The sequence below is a fragment of the Mycobacterium sp. genome, from assembly GCF_965229105.1.
Lineage (GTDB): Bacteria > Actinomycetota > Actinomycetes > Mycobacteriales > Mycobacteriaceae > Mycobacterium.
The window spans coordinates 4565644-4588374 of sequence record NZ_OZ245858.1; the positions used below are offsets into that span (position 1 = coordinate 4565644).

A 22731-nucleotide genomic window follows, 5' to 3' on the forward strand; every position below is an offset into this window, starting at 1 on the left:
CCTGTTCAGGCCTGGTCCGACGTGACAAGCTCACCGTCGCCGACCGATCCGATCGGCTTCTCTTTGACGTTGTAGCTGCCGGCAGCGTTCGGGTTGGGCGTGTCGAAGGTGGCACCGTTGAGCTGGTAGGTCGAGTTACCGATTTTGATGGTGAAGTCGCCGGTCACCCGCCACACGGGCGCCGAGCCTTCGATCCACGCGGTATACCCCGGTTTCACCGTGACATTCGTGGTCTGGGTGAAGGTGTGGCTGCTGGTCCACGAGTGCCCATAGCTCGCCGTGATCTCGATGTTGATGATCGACGCGAGCTTGGCCAGCGCCCCGCCGGAGAGCTTGACGCTGATACCGACGGTATCGGTTTGTGACACCTGATCGGCGATGCCGACGCTGAAAGTCACCTGGCTCGTCGTCTCGTTGGTCACCGGGGTACCGATCGTCCGCACCGCGGTGAAGCCGGGCACCTCGCTAATCGCGTTGTAGCTGCACGACGCCTGCGAGTTGTCGTAGCAAATGCCGGGAAGCACAGCCGCGATCTTGGCCGCGTCCGCGGCGTTGAGCGTGACAACCGGGTTCCCGCTGTCCAGCGCAACGGCCAGCCGATCATTGGGGACGCTGCATTGGCCCCCACTTCCAGCCCCGCAGGTGGTGTCCCTTGAATTGGTCTTGAACGAGACCCCGTAGGTGCTGCCGATACCGGGCGGGATGTAACCGGGGTTGGACGGGGTGGCGCCGAATCCTACGGTGGCGAACTGTGTGCTGATGGAGCCGGAACTGAACAGGTACCACGTGACGTGCCAGTTCGCCTCGCCGCCAGGCAGGATCACCGTGCCAACCGCCGGGCCGGAATCGAGGTCACCCGTGGTGCCGACGTAGCCAGTGAACTTCAGCGGCGCCAGGGTGTAGTTGCGGAACCAGAAGGACTCCGTCACTCCGAGGGTGGGGGCCACCGTGACGTTGACCGGGACCACCGTCAGGCCCTGGTGCCCGTCGTCGGCGACGATGACAAAGGTGTCGGTGCCGCCTGCCTCGGCGAAATCGTTGTTCGGCTTGTAGTAGTACGTGCCGTTCGCATTGACCGTCAGAGTGCCGTTGGTCGGCCCCTGGGCGACCTGGTAGGTCAGCGGATCGCCGTCAGCATCCGATGGCGACAGATCGCCAAGGATCTCGCCGGTGACGAACTCATAGAGCTGCGTCGGATTGAGGGCCGGAATGGTGTTGGTGGGGTCGGTGTCAGTTGCCCGGCGAATGGCGGCGAACGCGTCCTCGATCACGGTGCGCAGCGGGAGCAGCGGGTGAATCGGATTGTCAGCGCTGACCGGCCCGTACCCGAGGATGCCCGCAGCCTGGGCCACCACGCTGTCCACCACCACCCGCACGACGGTGATCGGGTCCAATGGCGGCTCGGCCGGCACGGCCGGGCCGGTGGGGTTGGCTGGGGTCGGGAGGGCGGCCGCGCGTGATGTGGCGCCCGTCCTGGTCCTCGTCACCGACTCGGTGGCGATCGGGTGATCGGCCTTAGCCGCGGCAGACCCGACGACGGTGGTTTTCTTCGGCTTTCCCGAAAGCGGTTTAGGCGTTGCCGATTTCGCCTTAGGAGACGTTGCCGATGCACCCGAGGCTGCCGACGCTCCTGCTGGGGTATCCGAATCTGCAGCTGCGACACCAGATCCCGCCAGGGCGGCCGCACCAAGCCCGAGCCCGAATGCCAGGGCCGTGATCCCAGAAGCCGACCGAAATGAACCCATGAAGCGTTCTCCCCCACCCTCAGCCGCGCGCTCAGCGCTACGCGTGCCGCTGCAGCCTGGCAGAGCAATTGACGCTGCCGGAAGACGGTTCGGCACTCGTTGGGCAAGTCAACAACCCGAGGACATCTGGCGTCTACTCGCCGTCCTCCTGGGCGGTCAGATCAGCTGAAGGCTGGCGACCTGCAGTGGCGCGACGGCCGCACGGCCGGGCAGGGCGCTCAGCTCCAGCACCACCGCAGCGGAGATCACGTTAGCCCCGCCTGCGAGCAGCAACCGATGCGCGGCGGCCAGCGTGCCACCGGTGGCCAACACGTCGTCGATGATGACGACCTTGCGGCCGGCGATATCGACACCGTCGGCAGGGATCTCGAGGGTGGCCGTACCGTATTCGAGGTCGTAGGTCTGCGAGTGCACGGGCGGAGGAAGCTTGCCGCCCTTACGGATGGCCAGCACCCCGACGCCGAGTTTGAGTGCGACGGTGGCGCCCAGCAGGAATCCGCGCGCGTCGATACCCGCGACCAGATCGGCACCGGAGACGATCTCGGCGAGCGCGTCGGTGACCGCGGCCAGCCCCCGCGCGTCGGCGAGTAGTGGCGTCAGATCCTTGAATTGAATACCGGGCTCTGGGAAGTCGGCCACCTCACGGGTCAGTGCGGTGATGAGATCGGCGATCGATTCACTCGACGTCATTGCTTCAGCACCCATCGGTCCATGTTCCAGCCCGCACCCCAGCGGGTCGGGTTACTGCTTACCGCGTACATATTCTTCGACGTAAGCAACGTGCGCTGCTGACGGTACAACGGAAGCGTCGGCATATCAGTCCACAACACCGGCGAACCCTCGGCAAGCAGCCGCGCCTGTTCCTTGGGATCGACCGTGACGGCCAACGCGCTGATGATGCCGTCGATCTGTCCATTGTTGTACCGGGACAGGTTGTCCCCGTCGCCGCTGAACAGCGCGTAGGAGTCAACCGTCGATGAGCCCGATGAGCCGCTGCCCACCGCGCCTCCGGTACTGGCCAGCAACACATCGATTAGACCGTCCCGAAGAGACTGCGGCCCAACGGCATCTGAGGCCGCATCCACCACGGTGATACCCGCAGGACCACACGCCTTGGCGATCGCGCCGACGGTCGCGGCCAGGCGGGCGTTCGGTGTCTGGTAGCCGATCCGCACCGTAAGGGGTTTCGCGCCGAGAGCGTCGCGCGCCGCATCGGGATTGGCGACGCTGAACCGCCCACCCTCGGCCGCCGACTCCGCCTGCGACAGTGAATCTTCGGTGACCGGGTTGAGCCGGGCGTTGGCGATTGGCACTTCGGCGTTGCGGGCGATCACGTCGCGGGGTGTGCACAGTGCCAATGCCTGCCGAGCTGGCGTCGCCGCCATCGGGCCCTGCCCAGACATGATCAGCTGTTCGATACCCGCCGAGGGCGTCTCGACGCGGTTGTAATCGTCGGGGATGGTCAGCGTCCCCGACGAACCGGTCGCGGCGTCGACGATATCGAAGGTGCCATCGTTGATCCGGTCCTGGACATCAATCCCACGGGGCCACACCGTAATCCGCTTGGTGAGCGGTTTGGTCCCCCACCATTTGTCGTTGGCGGTCAGGACAATCGCACCGTCGTCCTGAACCGCGTCGATCTTGTAGGGCCCCGAGGACGGGAACCGCTTGGCGTCAATACCCGGTTTGAGGTCCCAGGTGGTGTTCCATACCTGCGCGATCTGTTCGATCACCGGCAGGTTGCCGGCCTGCACCGCGTTGACCACCCCGCCGTCGCCGAGCCCGAGCTCGTCGGCAATGACATGCGAGGGCATCATCGATGTTGCGGTGAACAGCTGCCCATAGTCGGCGAAGTTGCGATCATTCGCGAACGACACCCTGGCCTTCTTCTGCCCTGGCTGACAATCGACGCCGGCGATATCGATATAGCCGGCCCGGTTGGCGGAATCGAACGCCGGGAAGCGACCCGACTGGGCCGCCCAGGTCAGCACCATATCGTCACAGGTGATGGGTTTACCGTCGGAATAGACTGCGTTATCGGCGATCTGGTAGTCGAGCACCAATGGTTCACGACCGACGACCGAGACCGACCCGAAGTCGTGATCGGCGACCACCTGGCCATCGGGGCCGTGATAGCCGAACCCGGTCAGCACCCGCGCCAGCGCCTGTGGTCCGCTGGACGCGGCACCGTTGACGGTGTTGGTGTTGTAGGTGACCAGGCTGCCGTCGACCGCGTAGTCGATCTGGTCCGCCGCGCCCTGCGAACAGGACGTCAGGCCAATCGAACCCACCAACGCCGCGACGGCGGCGACCGCGACCGCAACGCCGGGGAAGCGCCGAACCTTGGCAGCCATCGCGGCTATCCCCTGGTGTTTCTTTTACCCGTCGGGCGTCCGGTACGGCTGGTCGTCGGGCGCGACGGCCGGACCCCTGGTGCTGGTTTGCTCGGCGCGGGGGTTCCCGTCGCCGCCACGGTGGCCGTCCGGGCCCCGCTGGTGGCCGATACCGGTTCGGCACTATCGGTGCCGCCCGCCGTGGCGGGGGTACCGGTGACCTTCTTGCGGCGGTTCATCACCCGGCGCGTATGGCTCTTGACCAGGTCGGTGCGTTCCCGCAGCGACACCAGCAGCGGCGTCGCGAAGAAGATCGACGAATAGGTGCCGACGATGATGCCGACCAGCTGCACGATCGCCAGGTCCTTCAGCGTGCCGACACCCAACAACCAGACCGCGACGATGATCAGGGCGAGCACCGGCAGCACCGAGATCAAACTGGTGTTGATCGACCGCATGAAGGTCTGGTTGATGGCCAGGTTCGCCTGTTCGGCGAACGTGCGTCTGGTGGTGTGCTCGAAACCGTGGGTGTTCTCCTCGACTTTGTCGAACACGATGACGGTGTCATAGAGGGAGAAACCCAGGATGGTCAACAGGCCGATCACCGTGGCCGGGCTGACCTCGAAACCGACCAGCGAGTACACGCCCGCGGTGATGAGCAAGTCGAATACCAGGGCCGCGAGCGAGGACAACGCCATGTACCGCTCGTAGCGGACGGTGATGTAGAGGCCGACGATCACCAGGAACACCGCCAGCGCGATCAGTGCCTTCTTGGTGATCTGACCGCCCCAGGTTTCCGAGACCGCCGAATCGCTGATGGCCTGCTTATCGGGCTGCCCGTTGTCACCGCGCGGCTGAAACTTGTCGAACAGCGCGTCCCGCAGTTTCGCGGTCTCTTCGTTGGACAGGGTCTCGGAACGGATCTGCACTGTCGCCGCTTCTCCGTTGCCGACGATGACCACAGATTCCGGATCATTGCCCAGAGCCTCCCGGAACACCTGCTCGACCTGCTCGGTCTGTGCGGTGCCACGGGGGAACGAGACCTTGGTGCCGCCCTCGAAGTCGATACCGAACGTGAAGCCGCGCAGCAGAATGCTCGCGATGGCCACAGCGACCATCGCCCCACTGATCGCGAACCACAGCTTGCGTCGACCGACAACCTCGAACGCGCCGGTGCCGGTGTAGAGGCGGGTGAAGAACCCGTGGTGCGGCAGCTGTGTCGAATCCGAGATTTCGGTAGCAGAGCTTTCGGTCAGTTCGGCATCGGAGGCTTCGATGTCGACATCGGAGACCCTTTTGGTGTCGTCTGCGTCGGCCATGCGCCTACCCCCGTTCCGTCGTAGTTGCGGCTGCGCGGCGTTCCCTGGCGATCTGCTGGACCGCGCCTAGGCCGTTGAAGGCCGGCTTGGCCAGCAACGGCGACTTCGAGGCCAGGTACACCAGCGGCCAGGTGACCAGGAATACGACCACGACGTCGAGGATCGTGGTCAGACCGAGGGTGAAGGCAAAACCCTTCACCTGCCCGACGGCCAGGACGTAGAGGACCGCGGCGGCGATGAAGCTGACCGCGTTACCCGACAGAATCGTCTTTCGGGCGCGGGCCCAACCACGAGGCACCGCCGACCTGAACGATCTGCCTTCACGGATCTCGTCCTTGATGCGTTCGAAGAACACCACAAACGAGTCGGCTGTGGTGCCGATGCCGATGATCAGACCTGCGATACCCGCCAGGTCCAAGGTGTAGCCGATGTATCTGCCCAGCAGCACCAGGATCGCGTACACCATCACACCGGAGGCGGCCAGCGACAGCGCGACCAACAGGCCAAGCACCCGGTAGTACACCAGCGAGTACAACAGCACCAGCGCCAGTCCGATCGCGCCTGCGATCAGACCCGCCCGCAGGGAGGTCAATCCCAAAGTGGCGGAAACAGTTTCGGCTTCGGATGACTCGAAAGACAACGGCAGTGAGCCGTATTTGAGGACGTTGGCGAGCTCGCGCGCGGAATCGGCGGTGAACTGCCCGGTGACCTGGGTATTGCCACCGGGGATGGCTTCCTGGATCTGCGGAGCCGACACCACCTGCGAGTCCAGTGTGAACGCGGTCTGCGTCCCGATGTTGGCGGCGGTGAAGTTCGCCCAGATGTCGGCGGCATCGCTCTTGAATTTCACGTCCACGACGTAGCGGGCACCCTGCTGATCGAAGGTCGACGAGGCGCTTTCGATCTGCTCACCGCTGATGATCGACTTGTCCAACAGATACACCGTCTGGTGATCGGTGGAGCAGGTGATCAGCGGCAGGTTCGGATCGTCGTTACCGGCCAGCACGTCATCGTCATTGCAGCGACCGGCCTGGTACTGGATGGCCAGAATCTGCACGTTCTGATTGGTGCTCTGACGGAGCTGCTTTTCGAAGGCGATCCGCTGAGCGAGGTCTTTGCGTGGATCCGGTGGCGTCGGCGGGGCACCCGGTGCGGCTGGTGCGCCGGGCGCGGGTGCGGTTGCGGGCGGAGCAGCAGGTGCTCCCGGTGCAGGCGCCTCGGAACCGGGCGCGGGTGCCTCGGTTCCCGGCGTGGGCGACGGTGTGGGGTCTCCTGGCGCCAGCGGGTACGGCCGCGGCTGGGCAGGGGGCTGTTCACCGGGGAGGGATTCCGCAGGCGGGGCCGCCGGTGCGCCGGCGTCCGCGCCTGGCACGGCACCGGGGGCCAGAGGAGCACCGGGCGCGAGAGGGATCGCACCGGGCGGCAGTGCGCCGGGCGGCAAGCCACCGGGAACACCGGGGATCGCGCCGGGCGGCAGACCGGGGGGTGCCTGTCCGGGCGGTGCCTGACCGGGCGCGCCGGCGGGCAGGTTCGCGAGCTGCGACACCGGAACGGCGTGGACCACCGGGCGGATGTAGAGCTTGGCGGTCTGACCGAGGTTGCGCGCTTCGCTGCTGTCGTTACCGGGCACGGTGATCACGAGGTTGTCCCCGTCGATGACCACTTCAGAGCCCGAGACACCAAGCCCGTCGACGCGGGAGGTGATGATCTGCTGAGCCTGCGACAGCGCCTCGCGGGTGGGCGCCGACCCGTCAGGCGTACGCGCAGTGAGCGTGACCCTGGTACCGCCCTGTAGGTCGATGCCGAGTTTCGGCTTGGCCTGCTTATCCCCGGTCAGATACACCAGCGCGAACGCGCCGATGAGCAAGACCAGGAACAGCGTCAGGTAGCGGTACGGGTGCACCGGCGCCGTAGACGATGCCACGTTGTTGTGTCTCCTCCGAGTTCAAGGCAGGCATGACCTGCTTGCGCATGCGCGCCAATGTGGGCCCGCATCGCTACGAGGGCGCGCGCGCACCCGCAAAGGGTACGTGCTCGACCTGACGATCAGTCCTAGGGCCGTTCGGGGTCGGAAGAAGCCGGCGCGACGCCGGTGCTGTCGGTGATCTCGGTGGCCCTCGAGGCCTCCGGAGCTGCGTCGATCTCGTCGTCGTCATCGTCGGTATCGGGTTCGATACGGTCGCGGATCGCCAGCTTCATCCAGGTGGTGATGACGCCGGGGGCGATCTCCAGGTCGACGTAGTCATCGTTGATGCCGGTGATACTGGCTTTCAGACCAGAGGTGGTGTGCACCTGATCGCCGATGGTCAACGAGTCGTGCAGGTTGATCGTCTTCTGCATCGCCTTCTTCTGGCGGCGCGAATTGAAGAAGATCAAGGCGCCGAAGGCAATCAGCAGGGGAAGCATGATGGCCAAATCCATGGGAACTCTGTCTCTCTAGCCGTGTCGTGGCTTATCGGGATACGTGCTGCATGTGTGATGTGTTTCCTGGGACGCGGCGCCGGTGACCGGCAGGTCACAGCGCCTGCTAGGAGACCAGTGTGCCATTGCGCGGCCCAATCACCGACCGGTACCGCCTGCCGGGGCCAGTCGTGTAGGCACCTTGGCGGGGTGTTCGAGCACGCCCGGCCCGCCCCGAGCAACGACGACCCGTTCGGCGCAATACCGATGAATCCGGCGGCGAACCGGAGGAACAGATCCGGAATCAGCCGTGAGTTGCGGCGACGGCGGGGCTTTCCGGTCGCGGGCGGCGCCCGCCCGACTAGGCTCAACCCGCGACCCAAAGCCCTGCCTAGGAGTAACGACGTGAGCACCCTCGAACAGAGCCGCCTGCTGGCAACCGAGATCCCCGGACCCCTCTCACTGGAGCTGGCCAAGCGCAAATCTGCCGCCGTCTCCCGCGGTGTCGGCACCACGATGCCGGTGTTCGCCCAACGCGCGGGCGGCGGCATCGTCGAGGACGTCGACGGGAACCGCCTGATCGACCTCGGCGCGGGGATTGCCGTGACCACCGTCGGCAACTCCGCGCCCAGAGTTGTCGCCGCGGTGCAGGAACAGGTCGCCCTGTTCACTCACACCTGCTTCATGGTCACCCCGTACGACGGCTACGTCTCGGTGTGCGAACAGCTCAACCGGTTGACCCCAGGATCGGGGGAAAAACGTTCCGCACTGTTCAACACCGGCTCCGAAGCAGTGGAGAACGCGGTCAAAATCGCACGCTCGTACACCGGCAAGTCTGCGGTCGTCGCGTTCGACCACGCCTATCACGGTCGCACCAACCTGACGATGGCGCTGACCGCGAAGTCCATGCCCTACAAGAGTGGTTTCGGCCCGTTCGCCCCGGAGATCTACCGGGCGCCGCTGTCCTACCCGTACCGCGACGGCCTGATCGACAAAGAACTGGCCACCGACGGCGAACTCGCGGCGAAGCGAGCCATCGACGTGATCGACAAGCAGATTGGCGCCGCCAACCTGGCCGCGGTGATCATCGAACCCATTCAGGGCGAGGGCGGTTTCATCGTGCCCGCCGACGGATTCCTGGCCGCGCTGCTGAGGTGGTGCCGCGATAACGACGTGGTGTTCATCGCCGACGAAGTGCAGACCGGTTTCGCCCGCACCGGCGCGATGTTCGCCTGCGAGCACGAAGGCATCGAACCCGATCTGATCGTCACCGCCAAGGGCATCGCCGGCGGCCTGCCCCTCTCGGCCGTCACCGGCCGAGCCGAAATCATGGACGCTCCGCATGTCGGCGGGCTCGGCGGCACCTACGGCGGTAATCCGGTCGCCTGCGCCGCGGCGTTGGCGGCCGTCGAGACGATCGAAGCCGACGGGCTCATCGCGCGCGCCAAGGAGATTGAAACGCTGATGAAGTCGCGACTCGGCCGATTGCAGGCCGAGGACGATCGCATCGGCGATGTCCGCGGGCGCGGCGCCATGATCGCCGTCGAATTGGTGAAATCCGGTACCGCCGAACCGAATCCGGAACTCACCAAGCAGCTCAGCACCGCCGCGCACGCTGCCGGGGTCATTGTGCTGACCTGCGGCACCTACGGCAACATCCTGCGATTCCTGCCACCGCTGACGATCAGTGACGAGTTGCTCGAAGAAGGACTCGACGTCCTCGCGCTGATCCTCGCCGATCTTTAGCTGAGTCTTCCGTGACCACGGTCAAGAACTTCATCGACGGTGCCCTCGTCGACTCTGTCAGCGGTGCCACCATGCCGCTGGTGGACCCGTCCACCGGCGAAAAGTACGGCACCGCACCGGTGTCCAACAGCCAGGACATCGACACCGCGTACGCCGCAGCGGCTCGGGCCTTCACGGACTGGAAGCGCACCACCCCTGCGGATCGCCAGAAGGCGCTGCTCGGATTTGCCGACGATATCGAGAACGCCGCCGACGAACTGGTGGCCGCCGAGGGGCGCAACACCGGTAAACCGAACCATGTCACCAGGGCCGAAGAGATTCCGCCGATGGTGGATCAGATCCGCTTCTTCGCCGGCGCTGCCCGCATTCTGGAAGGTAAATCCGCCGGCGAGTACATGGCAGGGCACACCTCGTGGATCCGCCGCGAACCAGTCGGCGTCATCGGACAGGTGGCGCCGTGGAACTACCCGATGATGATGGCGATCTGGAAGTTCTGTCCCGCCGTCGCGGCGGGGAACACCGTGGTGATCAAACCCAGCGACACCACCCCGGTGACCACGGTGATGCTGGCCGAGCTTGCGGCCAAACACTTTCCACCCGGCGTGCTCAATGTCGTCACCGGCGATCGGGTGACCGGAGCCGCGCTCGTCGCACATCCCACCCCGCAGATGGTGTCGATCACCGGGTCGGTGGCAGCCGGTCGCGCCGTGGCTGTCAGCGCGGGCGGCCACCTCAAGCGCACTCATCTGGAGCTCGGCGGTAAGGCACCGGTCATTGTTTTCGCTGACGCCGATATCGCCAGCGCGGCCGAAGGTATTGCCGCCGCAGGCTATTTCAACGCCGGCCAGGACTGCACGGCGGCCACCAGAGTGCTCGCGCACGCTTCGGTGGTCGACGAGTTGACTGCCGCACTGGCCGACCAGGCCAAGGCCGCCGAGACCACCTACGGCAGAGCCGCCGATGACCAGGACGCCTGGGTTCCGCCGGTCAACAACGTCCACCAGATGGAGCGGGTGCTCAGCTTCTTCGACGATGTGCCCGATCACGCGAACGTCGCCATCGGCGGAAAACGCCAGGGAGACAGCGGGTTCTACGTGGCACCGACAGTCGTCGGCGGATTGAAACAGGATGACCGGATGATCCAGACCGAGATCTTCGGGCCGGTGATCACCGTGCAGAGTTTCACCGACGAGGCAGAAGCACTCGCCATGGCCAACGGTGTCGAGTTCGCGCTGGCGTCGTCGGTGTGGAGCAAGGACATTTCGACGGCGATCCGGATGTCCAATGCGCTGGACTTCGGCTGCGTATGGATCAACACCCATATCCCGTTGGTCGCCGAGATGCCGCACGGCGGCTTCAAATCATCCGGCCACGGTAAGGACCTGTCGATGTACGGGTTCGAGGACTACACCCGGATCAAGCATGTGATGGTCTACACCGGTTAGTGCGAAACCGGTGTCCGACGGCGGCGGAAGATTCCGCTCAGACGCCGACCGCGTGAGCGGCCCTGCTGCTCCGGAAGTGGCCCAGTCTCGCTGTCGCTGTGGATGACCGGCGCCGGCTCGGCCATCACCGGTTGCGCGCCGGTATCGGCAACGCGCTGTGCGTAGTCGACGTCGCGCAGGCTGCGGATCGAGAGCCGACCGAGGGCGGCTGCGGCCAGAAAGACCATCAACGCTCCGATACCGGAAAAGAACGCGAGTTCGAGCGCAGTGGTCTTCGCCGCGGTCACTGCGTACGGCGCTCCGATGTCACCGATGGCCAGCACCTGCGCGAACGCCCGGCCGACGATGAACCAGGCACCGGCGAGGACACCGAGCCAGCCACCGAGCATCGCCGTCGCCCGGTTGCGGGATCGCAGCAGCAACAGCCCACCGATGACCGCGACCACGCCCGGCAGCACTTCCAGCCATCCCCTGGCGTCCGTCCACACCCAGGGTTGTTCGGGGGTGAAGGCGAAATCGAAATACGGCCCGATGAAGGGGACCAAGGCGCCCCACAAACCCAGGGCGATGAGCAGAAATCCGCTGGCGGCGCCCCGACTGCGGGGTATCTGCATACGACCGCCCCTGCGCGTCGGACGGTCCATGGTGTTCATGTCCGTGTTATTCACGAGGTTGTTCATGAGGCCTCCTCAGGTTGGCAGGCGGGTACCCGCCGACGGCGGACCCAAATCAACCCCCACCTCGGGCCGTTTGCTGTGACCGACGCCACACGTCGAGGTTTCACAGCACATTGACAGCTCGGCGACGGCAAGGAATAAAGTTAGATTTGCTAACGTAGTTCCTGTCGAGCGCGGAATTGCGCTTGAAAACTCTTAGTCATTCTGCAGGGGATTTGTTATGTCGATTGATACTCGTGAGGAGCGGCTTGCGGGCCGCATTGCCCAGTTGTACGCCACTGACCAGCAGTTCGCTGATTCACGGCCGAGCGACGCAGTCAGCGCCGCCGCCGACGAACCCGGGCTGCGATTGGCACAGATCGTGCAAACCGTCGTGCAGGGGTACGCCGAGCGGCCCGCGCTGGGCCAGCGCGCGATCAGCTTCGTTGACGACCCGCAGACCGGTCGCACCACCGCGACGTTGCTACCGCACTTCGAAACGGTCACCTACGGCGAGCTGTGGGACCGCGTCGAGCGCTTTGCCGACGGCCTGCGTGGCGCTCCGGTGAAGGTCGGTGACCGGGTCGCCATCCTCGGTTTCACCAGTGTCGACTACACCACCATCGATACCGGGCTGACCCAACTGGGCGCTGTGTCGGTCCCGCTGCAGACCAGCGCCGCCGTCGCACAGCTGCAGCCCATCATCGCCGAGACCGAACCCACCCTGATCGCGTCCAGCATCGACTATCTCGCCGACGCCGTCGCACTGATCCGCACCGCCCCTACCGCCACATCGCTGGTGGTGTTCGATTTTCATCCCGAGATCGACGACCAGCGGGAGGCGTTCGACGATGCGAGGGCGGAGTTGGCGCGCGAGGACAGCCCGGTCGTCGTAGAGACCCTGGCCGACGTTCTCCACCGCGGTGCCGCCAACCCGACTCAGCCGAGCGCGGTTGCCGACAGCTCGGACGGGGATGCCGATCCACTGGCACTGCTCATCTACACCTCGGGGAGCACCGGCGCCCCGAAAGGGGCCATCTACCCGGAGTCCAAGGTCGGGAACATGTGGCGCGCCGCGGCCAATTCACACTGGGACGAGAACCAGGGCGTGCTGCCGTCGATCACGCTGAGCTTCCTGCCGATGAGCCACGTGATGGGCCGCGGCATCCTCTACGGCTCGCTGGCCGCCGGCGGCACGGTGTACTTCGCGGCCCGCAGCGATCTGTCGACCTTCCTCGACGATCTCGCACTCGCCCGCCCGACGCAGCTCAATTTCGTCCCACGGATCTGGGACATGCTGTTCCAGGAATCGCAGAGTCAAGCCGATCGTCGCGGTGTGGCCAACGACGACCCGCAACTGCTGGCCGAACTGCGCCAGAGCCTGCTGGGCGGCCGGTTCGTCACCGCGGTCACCGGATCCGCGCCCATCTCCCCCGAGCTCAAAGCCTGGGTGGAGACCTTCCTGGACATGCATCTGCTCGAGGGCTACGGGTCCACCGAGGCCGGTGCGGTCTTCGTCGACGGTCAGGTCCGCCGTCCACCGGTGATCGACTACAAGCTCGTCGACGTTCCCGAGCTGGGCTACTTCCACACCGATCAGCCGTATCCGCGCGGTGAGCTGCTGGTGAAATCCGAGCAGCTGTTCCCCGGCTACTACAAGCGGCCCGAAATCACCGCCGAAATGTTCACCGAGGACGGCTTTTACCGCACCGGCGACATCGTGGCCGAGCCCGCACCCGACCATCTGGTGTACGTGGATCGCCGCAACAATGTGCTCAAGCTGTCCCAAGGCGAGTTCGTCACCGTGTCGAAGCTGGAGGCGGCCTTCAACGACAGTCCACTGGTGCGCCAGATCTACATCTACGGCAACAGCGCGCGGCCGTACCTGCTGGCAGTCGTCGTACCCACCCAGGAGGCGATCGACAGTTACGCCGAGGATGCGCTGAAATCTCAGCTCAACGATTCACTGAAGGAGGCCGCCCGCTCTGCTGGACTGCAGTCGTATGAAGTGCCTCGGGACTTCCTGGTGGAGACAACACCTTTCACGTTGGAGAACGGTCTGCTGACCGGTATCCGCAAGCTGGCGTGGCCCAAGCTGAAGGAACGCTACAGCGCCGAACTCGAACAGCTTTACGTCGATCTCGCCGACGGTCAGGCCAACGAACTGCGTGCCCTGCGTCAGAGCGGTGCAGCAGGCTCGGCGCTCGAAACGGTCAGCCGTGCCGCCGGCGCGCTGCTCGGGGCATCCGCAGGCGATCTGCAGCCCCATGCTCAGTTCACTGACCTCGGCGGAGATTCCTTGTCCGCCTTGACATTCGGCAACCTTCTGCGTGAGATCTTCGACGTGGACGTGCCGGTCGGCGTGATCGTCAGCCCGGCATCTGACCTACAGTCCATCGCCGACTACATCGACACCGAGCGCAGCGGCGGGTCCAAGCGGCCCACCTACAGCGCGGTGCACGGTAGGGACGCCACCGAGGTGCATGCCGGCGATCTGACGCTGGAGAAGTTCCTCGACGCCGACATCCTCGCGGCCGCACCATCGCTGCCGCGCGCCTCGTCGGAGGTGCGCACCGTCCTGCTGACCGGCGCCACCGGCTTCCTCGGTCGTTACCTGGCCCTGGAATGGCTGGAGCGGATGGACATGGTCGACGGCAAGGTGATCTGCCTGGTCCGCGCCAAGTCCGACGAAGCCGCGCGGGCCCGCCTCGACGCGACGTTCGACAGCGGTGACCCGAAACTGCTTGCGCACTACCACGCCATGGCTGCCGAGCACCTCGAAGTGTTCGCCGGCGACAAGGGCGAAGCGACCCTCGGCCTCGACGATGCGACGTGGCAGCGACTGGCCGATACCGTCGACCTGATCGTCGACCCGGCCGCGCTGGTCAACCATGTGCTGCCCTACAGCGAGCTGTTCGGTCCGAACGTTCTTGGCACCGCCGAGCTGATCCGCATCGCGCTGACCACCAAGATCAAGCCGTTCATCTACGTGTCGACGATGGCCGTCGGGGCCGGGATCGATCCCGCCGACAATGTCGAGGACGCCGACGTCCGCGTGATCAGCGCCACCCGCGCCGTCGACGACAGCTACGCCAACGGTTACGGCAACAGCAAGTGGGGCGGCGAAGTGCTGCTGCGCGAAGCCAACGAGCACTTCGGGCTACCGGCTTCGGTGTTCCGCTGCGACATGATCCTGGCCGACACCACCTACGCCGGCCAGCTCAACCTGCCCGACATGTTCACCCGGATGATGTTCAGCCTGGTGTCCACCGGCGTCGCACCGGGGTCGTTCTATCAGCTCGACACCGACGGCAGTCCGCAGCGGGCGCATTACGACGGTCTGCCGGTGGAGTTCATCGCCGAGTCGATCTCGACCCTGGGCGCGAATGTGGTCGAGGGGTTCGAGACCTATCACGTGATGAACCCCTATGACGACGGGATCAGCATGGATACCTTCGTCGACTGGCTCGTCGAGGCCGGCTACCCGATTGTGCGGATGCCGGACTACCCGTCGTGGCTGTCACGGTTCGAGACGACGTTGCGGTCGCTCCCGGATAAGCAGCGCCAGGCGTCGTTGTTGCCGCTGCTGCACAACTACCAGCACCCGGAGCCACCGCTGCGCGGGTCGATAGCACCGACCGACAGATTCCGCGCCGCGGTCCAGGACGCGAAAATTGGCCCGGATAAAGATATTCCGCATATCACCGCGCCGGTGATCGTCCAGTACATCACCAACTTGGAGTTACTGGGTCTTCTCTGACCTGGCACGTTGGTAACGTGGCGATACCCGGTGACGGGCACCGGGTATCGCGCCGGAGGGCGCTGACCAACGCACGAGGGCGCCGTGAAATGGGTAAGGCTGTGGTGGCAGCAACCCGACCAGTACGGTTGGCTGTCCGGTTATCTCGGTTCGCGCGGGGCGTTGACCGTCACCCGCTATACCGTCGGCGTGATCGTCGCACTCTTTGGTGCCGTGCCCATCATGATGTTGTGGAGTCCGGCCGGCCCGCAGGGCCGGCTCGGTACCGGGATCGCGATCCTGATCTCGACGCTGTGCGCCGCCGGCGCCTGGCTGTGGTTCGCGCACTGGCCCACCCATCGCGAATCCACCCTGTTCGCCATCGGCGCCAACGCCTGCGTGACCGCGGCATGCGCGGTGGCGGGCGATCCCTTGACCGGATTGTTGGCGTGCACCTCGTTCGCGCCGGTCGCCGGCTACGTGGCCCTGTTCCACTCCAGCCGCCTGCTCGTCTTCACGTTGACCAACGCGACGCTGGCCACCATCGGGTGCGCTGTGCGGGTGGCACTCTCGGGTGATCCCGCGCTGGCAATGGGCCATCTGTTGGCGATCGCCATCGCAGTGCTCGCCGTACCGTTCGCCGGCCAGGTACTCCTGCATCTGCTCACCCTCGATGCGCTGATGTCGCATGTCGATCCGTTGACCGGGTTGCGCAACCGGCGGGGTTTCCAGCGCTCGACGCTGGAGATGCTGGCGGCGACACCGGCCCCGTCGTTCACCGTCATGATGGTCGACCTCGACGGTTTCAAAAGAGTCAACGACCGCGAGGGCCATGCCATCGGAGATCGAATTCTGGTCGCCGTCGCCGATAACCTGCACCGGGCCAGCAAGGCCAACTCGGTGGTCGCACGCGTAGGCGGCGAAGAGTTCCTGATCGCCGAGACCACCGACGGCGACGACGCACGCTCCTCGGCCGAGAAGATGCTCGATGCGGTCAGAACCACACCATGGCGGGTGACGGCCAGCATCGGCGTCGCGTCTGTCACCACGCTCTCGTCCGGCGGCGATGACGCCACACTGCGCGTCATCGATCATCTGATCGAGGCGGCCGATGCCGCCATGTATGAGGCAAAACGCTGTGGCGGCAACCAGATTCGCTATAGCGGAGCGATGCTCCCCCGGCCTCCGCGCTAGGTGCTGACGGTGATCGCCAGCAGGATCACCGCGATGACGGGGAACGTGCCCTGGATCAACGCCGAGCGCGCCTTGTCCGGCGACGACGCGACCAGCACCACCGCTGCCGCGGCCATCGACCCGACACCGGCGAAGACCAGTGCCGCCCCGACGCCGGAGTGGCCCTGGGCGAGAGCCACGATGCCGATCGCCGTGACGATCGCCAGGAACAGGTTGTAGAAGCCCTGGTTGAAGGCCAACAGTTTGGTGGTTTCGGCCTCTTCGGCCGTGGTGCCGAACACCGCCCTGGTCCGCGGGGAGGTCCAGGTGAACGCCTCCATCACGAAGATGTAGACATGCAGGACCGCGGCCAGACTCGCGACAATCAGGGCTGCGTAGATCATCAGACTCCTACGTTCTCTGGGGCCCCGTTTTCGGGGGTAAGCCAGCGAAGCATAGGACAGCTACTCGAATAAACCGTGTTGCCCCAGCCCGGCGGCGCGCGGTGGCGGTGTCATGCCCAGATGGGTCCAGGCCAACGCTGTCGCCACCCGCCCGCGGGGGGTCCTGGCGACCATCCCGGCGCGCACCAGGAACGGCTCGCAGACCTCCTCGACCGTGGTGGGCTCCTCCCCGACGGCAACGGCAAGTGTCGATACACCGACCGGTCCTCCACCGAAGCTCCGCGTCAGGGCTGAAAGCACTGCGCGGTCGAGCCGGTCCAGGCCCAGTTCGTCGACGTCGTACACCGCCAGTGCCGCTTTCGCGACATCGCGGGTGATGACACCGTCGGCGCGCACTTCGGCGTAGTCACGGACCCGACGTAACAACCGGTTCGCGATGCGGGGAGTGCCACGGGACCGTCGGGCGATCTCGGCGCCCGCGTCGGTGGCGAATTCGATACCGAGAATGCCCGCAGACCGAGTCAGCACGCGTTCCAGATCGGCGGGTTCGTAGAAGTCCATCTGTGCGGTGAACCCGAAGCGGTCCCGCAGCGGGCCGGTCAGCGCTCCGGAGCGGGTGGTGGCGCCAACGAGGGTGAACGGCGCGACCTCAAGCGGAATCGAGGTCGCCCCTGGGCCTTTCCCCACGACGACATCGACCCTGAAGTCCTCCATCGCCAGATACAGCATTTCTTCGGCGGGCCGGGCGATGCGGTGGATCTCGTCGATGAACAGCACATCGTGTTCGACGAGATTGGACAACATGGCGGCCAGATCGCCCGCACGCAACAGCGCCGGACCCGATGTCACGCGCAGCGAGGTACCCATCTCCGCGGCGATGATCATCGCCAGCGATGTCTTGCCCAGCCCCGGCGGACCCGCCAGCAGGATGTGATCCGGTGTACCGCCGCGGTTCTTGGCGGCCTCCAAGACCAGCGACAGTTGCTCACGCACCCTGGCCTGACCGATGAACTCCTTGAGCGACTTGGGCCGAAGGCTGGCATCGACGTCACCCTCACCGACGGTCAACGCAGGCGACAGGTCCCGATCGTCGCCGGGGTCCTCCTCGTCGAGGTCGGGTTCGAATCTGCTCATTTCGTCTTCCCCAGCAGCGACAGCGCTGAGCGCAGCGCACTGGAGGTGGTGGCCGCGTCATCAAGCGCAAGCACCGAGTCGGTGGCCTCTTCGGCTTGTTTCGCCGGGAACCCAAGGCCGACAAGGGCTTCCACCACCAGGCCGCGCATCCCGTGCCCGGAGACCACCGTCGCGCTGGCGGCCACGCCCGAGGCGGCGACCTTATCGCGCAGTTCCAGCACAATGCGCTCGGCGCCGCGTTTCCCGATGCCCGGTACCCGGGTCAGCGCCGTGACATCACCGTCGACCAGCGCCTGGCGCAGCGTGGGTCCGTCGTAGACGGCCAGTGTCGCCAACGCGATCTTGGGCCCGACCCCGGACACCCCGAGCAGGGTGAGGAACAGGTCGCGTGCGTCGGCATCCTCGAAGCCGTACAGCGTCTGCGAGTCCTCGCGGACAATCATCGCCGTGATCAGGCGGGCCTCGTCACCGCGGCGCAGCGTCGCCAGGGTGGCCGGCGTGGCCATCACCTTGTAGCCGACACCGGCGGCTTCGATGACCGCGTGATCCAGCGCGATGACGATGACCTCACCGCGGACTGAGGCAATCATCGGGCCGCCTTCGCTTTGGCTCGCAGTGTCGCCTGATACTTCTTGCGCTGCTCATCGGCCATCGCCTCGGCCTTCGCCATCCGCTGGATCATCGGCGCTCGCCAGCAGTGACAGATCGCCAACGCCAACGCATCTGCAGCGTCGGCGGGTGTCGGCTTCTGTTGTAACGCAAGGATTCTGGTGACCATCTCCGTCACCTGGGCCTTATCGGCACGACCGTTACCGGTGACGGCGGCCTTGACCTCGCTGGGCGTGTGGAAGTGTACGTCGATATCGCGTTTGGCGGCCGCCAAGGCGATGACGCCGCCGGCCTGCGCGGTACCCATTGCCGTGTTCGCGTTCTGGTTGGCGAAAACGCGCTCGATGGCGACGACGTCGGGCTGGTGGGTGTCCATCCAGTGATCGACGGTATCGCTGATCACCAGCAATCGCCGGTGCAACGGCTCAGTGGCAAGCGTGCGGACCACATCGACATCCAGTGCGATCACCGCGCGGCCCTGACCACTTTCGATCATCGACAACCCGCAGCGCGTCAACCCTGGGTCGACACCCATCACCCGCACGCACAGCTCCCTCTACGGACCGAACAGCTGTTCGATACCTTAGCGGCTGCCGGCGACAGCGCGGCGTAGCGACATACCCGGCCGAACAGGTCAGTAGATGATCGCGCGGGACTCCGGTTCACCCGTGTCCGGCATGGCCTGCGCCCGCAGTTCGTCAGCGATCTCGCTCATCCGCCGCCCGGATGCGCCCCACCCTTTGACCTTCTCGGAGCGCACGACCTTGCCCTTGCGCCTGACCTTGATCGTCCACGACGCCCCCAGGAACCGGGCCAGCAGCCAGAACGGCCACGCGACCAGCAGGGGCACGGTGGTGATTGCGCCGATCCAGAAGAAGATTCCCGAATCATTCGTGTCCCAGATGAGCTCGCCGAACGGCCACCACACGCGGCGCACCGACCACCGCACACCCTGCGCGTCGCGAAACCGTTGCATGCACAGGATGTTAGTCAGCCGGGGACAAATTGTGCGGCACCCTCGCGGGTGACCAATTCCACCCGAGGTGACGGGAAGGATTATCGGGCGTGTGGCGCTGCACCCTTTTTAGGAGACAGCATGAACATCAAAATTCGCATCCTTGCGCCATTGCTCGCGGCCGGCGCCGCGGCAGCCATCGTCGCCGCACCGATCGCCGGTGCCGAGACCCACCTGCAGTGCACCAACCCCAGCGGTAACAGCACCCAGTGCGAAACCCCCGGCAACGTGCAGCTCAACTCGACGCCGAAGGCAGCCACAACCTACCCGCAGTACGGATATCCGTTCCTGTATGGCGGGAGGGCCATCGACCTGGGCGGCCTCTTCGGCGGCGGCGGATCACATGGCGGAGGCGGCGGACACCGCTAGCCCTCAGTCTTCGTCGAGGGCGGCGGCGACGTCGTCGGGAATCTCGACGTTGGTGAAGACGTCCTGGACGTCATCGCTCTCTTCGAGCGCGTCCACCAGCTTGAGCACCTTGCGCGCGCCCTCGAGATCGACGGGAACACTCACCGACGGCTGGAAGCTCGCCTCGGCGGAGTCGTAGTCGATCCCGGCGTCCTGCAATGCGGTGCGAACGGCGACCAGATCGGTGGGTTCGGAGATCACCTCGAACATCTCGCCCAGGTCGTTGACATCTTCGGCGCCGGCCTCGAGTACCGCGGCCAAGACGTCATCCTCGGTCAGGCCGTTCTTCTCCAGCGTCACCACACCCTTGCGGCTGAACAGGTAGGACACCGAGCCAGGATCGGCCATATTGCCGCCGTTGCGGGTCATCGCCACCCGGACTTCACCGGCCGCCCGGTTTTTGTTGTCGGTCAGGCATTCGACCAGTACCGCAACACCATTGGGGCCGTAGCCCTCGTAGGTGATGGTCTGCCAGTCGGCGCCGCCGGCTTCCTCACCGGCACCGCGCTTGCGGGCCCGCTCGATATTGTCATTGGGGACCGAGGTCTTCTTGGCCTTCTGGATCGCGTCATACAGCGTGGGGTTGCCCGAAGGATCCCCACCACCGGTGCGGGCAGCCACCTCGATGTTCTTGATGAGCCGGGCGAACTCCTTACCGCGGCGCGCGTCCTTGACTGCCTTCTGATGCTTTGTGGTGGCCCACTTGGAATGGCCGCTCATGGCTGTACTACTCGCTTTCGGTCAACTGCGAAGTCTGATCGTCGAGTCTACGTGGACGGCGACGCCCCCCGAGGTCACCCTGGCAAGTCACCGCATATCTGGACGAATTTCATCTTGCGTTGAGACTAGTTTCATCGTAGCGTGAAACCTATGAGTGACACGCCACTGAACGGGCCTCAGACCACCGGCCGTGAGTACACAAATCTCAGTGCGCCGCGCCACCACACCCGCCGCGAGGACAATGTGGCGGTCACCATGCGCGACGGCATCACGCTGCTGGCTGACGTCCACCGTCCCGACGCCGATGGCCGCTTCCCGGCACTGATCTCCGCGTCGCCCTACCCACGCCAAATTCAGGACCTGGGTGCGCCGATGGGTTTCATCGAGGCCGGCGCCACACCGTTTTGGGTATCTCGCGGTTATGGCCACGTCATCGCCAACGTGCGGGGCACGGGCGGTTCGGGCGGAACTTTCGGTTTCTTCGACGCCCAGGAACGCCGCGATATGTACGACCTCGTCGAATGGGCCGCCACCCAGCCGTGGTGTGACGGCAATATCGGCATGATCGGCATCAGTTACTTCGCCATGACCCAACTGGAGGCCGCCGTCGAACGGCCGCCGCATCTCAAGGCCATCTTCCCTGTCGCCGTCACCGCCGATCTGTATGACGCAGCCACCCACCACGGCCTGGTGAGCTCATCGTTTGTCACCCCGTTCCTGGCGATGGCGGGCCTGACCTCAGAGCGCAGCGACGAGTTCTGGCGCAGCCCGCCCCTTGACCTGGCCCGCAAGGTACTCAACACCAAGCCACTGCACCGGAAATTCGCCACGATGAACGGCGAGGCCTCGCTGACCATCCTGCGCCAGATGCTGAAACTCCCCCACGAACCGCATCCGTGGGACGACCTGTGGCTCGATATCGCCGTCAAACACCCGACCCGCGACCAGTGGTGGGACGAGCGGGATCTCACCCCGCTGTTGGACCGCATCGACATTCCCGTCTACCTGGGCTGCGACTGGGAGAATGCCCCATTGCACCTGCCCTCGACGTTCGTGACGTGGAAAAGGTTGGCAGACAACCCGAATGTCCGGGTCGCCATGCTGGGGCAGTACGGCCTGACGTGGCCGTGGGAGAGTCTGCACACCGAGGCGCTGGCCTGGTTCGACCACTGGCTCAAGGGCCACGACACCGGCATCATGGACGGCCCACCGATGCGGTATGTGCTGCCGGGGACCGATGAATGGCACACCGCCGATCAATGGCCGCCTGCGGGAACGTCTTTGACCGAGTGGGCATTGTGCGCCGACGGCACCCTCGGTACCGAAGATGGCACACCAGGTTTGCGGGAGTACATGACCCTCGGTGCGGGTCTGGCGCGGGCCAAGCCGAGCGTCATCGATCCACCGGCGATGCTGTCATGGACCAGCACGCCGTTGACCGAACCGATCGACGTCGTCGGTGACATCGAACTGCGGCTGGTTGCGGCGGCGACCGCCGTCGATACGGCCTGGATCGCGATCATCGAACATCTGGCGGCCGACGGCACCGCATCCGAGGTGACTGCAGGGTGGCTGCGGGCCAGCCTGCGCGAGGTCGACGAGGCCGCGAGCCGGCCCGGCGCCCCGGTGCTACCGTGCCGCTTCGCCAGCGCCGTCCCGATCGGTGCGGACGTCGAGTACCGGATCCCGCTGGTGGCCAACGCACGTCACTTCGAGGCCGGATCACGGATCCGGCTGACCCTGACCAGCGACGACCAGAATCTCGACGTTCCGGCCATCATGAATTTCCGGCACGCCAGTGTCGGGACCAGCAGCCTCAATACGGTGTGCTCGTCGTCGCGGTTACTGCTACCCGTGCTGTAGTACCTGGGCCGGCTACCACTAT

At 65.4% G+C, this 22731-nt stretch carries 19 protein-coding genes; 6 read left to right on the forward strand and 13 right to left on the reverse strand.

What is annotated here, in order from left to right:
- Positions 1-5: 5 nt before the first annotated feature.
- From ADBZ9O_RS21235 to yajC, 6 genes are all read right to left on the reverse strand, one after another.
- On the reverse strand, positions 6-1745 hold the full coding sequence (locus tag ADBZ9O_RS21235; RefSeq protein WP_526524895.1) for a cadherin-like domain-containing protein: 1740 nt from the start codon (positions 1743-1745) through the stop codon (positions 6-8).
- 156 nt (positions 1746-1901) lie between these two features.
- Complete coding sequence (locus ADBZ9O_RS21240) at positions 1902-2450, reverse strand: adenine phosphoribosyltransferase (protein WP_526524896.1); 549 nt, start codon at positions 2448-2450, stop codon at positions 1902-1904.
- Positions 2432-4099 carry an ABC transporter substrate-binding protein gene (locus ADBZ9O_RS21245; RefSeq protein WP_526524897.1) on the reverse strand — a complete coding sequence of 556 codons (1668 nt, stop codon included), beginning with the start codon at positions 4097-4099 and terminating at the stop codon, positions 2432-2434. The genes ADBZ9O_RS21240 and ADBZ9O_RS21245 overlap by 19 nt, the downstream gene beginning before the upstream one ends.
- Before the next feature lie 5 nt (positions 4100-4104).
- Positions 4105-5397 (reverse strand): protein translocase subunit SecF, encoded by a 1293-nt coding sequence (gene secF, locus ADBZ9O_RS21250; RefSeq protein ID WP_526524898.1) that lies wholly within the window; start codon positions 5395-5397, stop codon positions 4105-4107.
- 4 nt (positions 5398-5401) lie between these two features.
- Positions 5402-7321, reverse strand: coding sequence for a protein translocase subunit SecD (secD, locus tag ADBZ9O_RS21255; RefSeq protein WP_526524899.1), 1920 nt, complete (start codon positions 7319-7321; stop codon positions 5402-5404).
- A 128-nt stretch (positions 7322-7449) separates the two neighbouring features.
- Positions 7450-7818 carry a preprotein translocase subunit YajC gene (yajC, locus tag ADBZ9O_RS21260; protein ID WP_526524900.1) on the reverse strand — a complete coding sequence of 123 codons (369 nt, stop codon included), beginning with the start codon at positions 7816-7818 and terminating at the stop codon, positions 7450-7452.
- A gap of 384 nt (positions 7819-8202) precedes the next feature.
- On the opposite strand from yajC, the gene gabT reads away from it, so the two are divergent.
- Both gabT and ADBZ9O_RS21270 read left to right on the forward strand, forming a co-directional pair.
- Complete coding sequence (gabT, locus tag ADBZ9O_RS21265) at positions 8203-9543, forward strand: 4-aminobutyrate--2-oxoglutarate transaminase (protein WP_526524901.1); 1341 nt, start codon at positions 8203-8205, stop codon at positions 9541-9543.
- Between the two features lie 11 nt (positions 9544-9554).
- Positions 9555-10988, forward strand: a complete 1434-nt coding sequence (locus tag ADBZ9O_RS21270; RefSeq protein WP_526524902.1) for an aminobutyraldehyde dehydrogenase — start codon at positions 9555-9557, stop codon at positions 10986-10988.
- On the opposite strand, the gene ADBZ9O_RS21275 is transcribed toward ADBZ9O_RS21270, so the two are convergent.
- Positions 10985-11668 carry a hypothetical protein gene (locus ADBZ9O_RS21275; RefSeq protein WP_526524903.1) on the reverse strand — a complete coding sequence of 228 codons (684 nt, stop codon included), beginning with the start codon at positions 11666-11668 and terminating at the stop codon, positions 10985-10987. The two genes, ADBZ9O_RS21270 and ADBZ9O_RS21275, sit on opposite strands and share 4 nt — an antisense overlap.
- 217 nt (positions 11669-11885) lie before the next feature.
- On the opposite strand from ADBZ9O_RS21275, the gene car reads away from it, so the two are divergent.
- On the forward strand, positions 11886-15404 hold the full coding sequence (car, locus tag ADBZ9O_RS21280) for a carboxylic acid reductase (RefSeq protein ID WP_526524904.1): 3519 nt from the start codon (positions 11886-11888) through the stop codon (positions 15402-15404).
- Positions 15405-15488: 84 nt separating this feature from the next.
- On the forward strand, positions 15489-16577 hold the full coding sequence (locus ADBZ9O_RS21285) for a GGDEF domain-containing protein (RefSeq protein ID WP_526524905.1): 1089 nt from the start codon (positions 15489-15491) through the stop codon (positions 16575-16577).
- Here the strand turns inward: ADBZ9O_RS21285 and ADBZ9O_RS21290 are convergent.
- The 5 genes from ADBZ9O_RS21290 to ADBZ9O_RS21310 all read right to left on the reverse strand — a co-directional run bounded on the left by ADBZ9O_RS21290 (position 16574) and on the right by ADBZ9O_RS21310 (position 19679).
- A complete protein-coding gene (locus ADBZ9O_RS21290) occupies positions 16574-16960 on the reverse strand; it encodes a DUF1304 domain-containing protein (protein ID WP_526524906.1) in 387 nt (128 codons plus the stop codon). The genes ADBZ9O_RS21285 and ADBZ9O_RS21290 overlap by 4 nt on opposite strands.
- Before the next feature lie 60 nt (positions 16961-17020).
- On the reverse strand, positions 17021-18094 hold the full coding sequence (gene ruvB, locus ADBZ9O_RS21295) for a Holliday junction branch migration DNA helicase RuvB (RefSeq protein WP_526524907.1): 1074 nt from the start codon (positions 18092-18094) through the stop codon (positions 17021-17023).
- Entirely contained in the window at positions 18091-18684 is a 594-nt protein-coding gene (gene ruvA / locus ADBZ9O_RS21300; protein ID WP_526524908.1) for a Holliday junction branch migration protein RuvA, read from the reverse strand. The genes ruvB and ruvA overlap by 4 nt, the downstream gene beginning before the upstream one ends.
- Positions 18681-19247: a crossover junction endodeoxyribonuclease RuvC gene (gene ruvC, locus ADBZ9O_RS21305; RefSeq protein ID WP_526524909.1), complete on the reverse strand. Its 567-nt coding sequence runs from the start codon at positions 19245-19247 to the stop codon at positions 18681-18683. The genes ruvA and ruvC overlap by 4 nt, the downstream gene beginning before the upstream one ends.
- A gap of 90 nt (positions 19248-19337) precedes the next feature.
- Complete coding sequence (locus ADBZ9O_RS21310) at positions 19338-19679, reverse strand: hypothetical protein (RefSeq protein ID WP_526524910.1); 342 nt, start codon at positions 19677-19679, stop codon at positions 19338-19340.
- Positions 19680-19799: 120 nt separating this feature from the next.
- Between ADBZ9O_RS21310 and ADBZ9O_RS21315 the strand changes: the two genes are divergently transcribed.
- Positions 19800-20087 carry a hypothetical protein gene (locus ADBZ9O_RS21315; protein ID WP_526524911.1) on the forward strand — a complete coding sequence of 96 codons (288 nt, stop codon included), beginning with the start codon at positions 19800-19802 and terminating at the stop codon, positions 20085-20087.
- Between the two features lie 3 nt (positions 20088-20090).
- On the opposite strand, the gene ADBZ9O_RS21320 is transcribed toward ADBZ9O_RS21315, so the two are convergent.
- Positions 20091-20846 (reverse strand): YebC/PmpR family DNA-binding transcriptional regulator, encoded by a 756-nt coding sequence (locus ADBZ9O_RS21320; RefSeq protein ID WP_526524912.1) that lies wholly within the window; start codon positions 20844-20846, stop codon positions 20091-20093.
- A gap of 150 nt (positions 20847-20996) precedes the next feature.
- Between ADBZ9O_RS21320 and ADBZ9O_RS21325 the strand changes: the two genes are divergently transcribed.
- Positions 20997-22709, forward strand: coding sequence for a CocE/NonD family hydrolase (locus ADBZ9O_RS21325; protein WP_526524913.1), 1713 nt, complete (start codon positions 20997-20999; stop codon positions 22707-22709).
- The last annotated feature ends 22 nt before the right edge of the window (positions 22710-22731 follow it).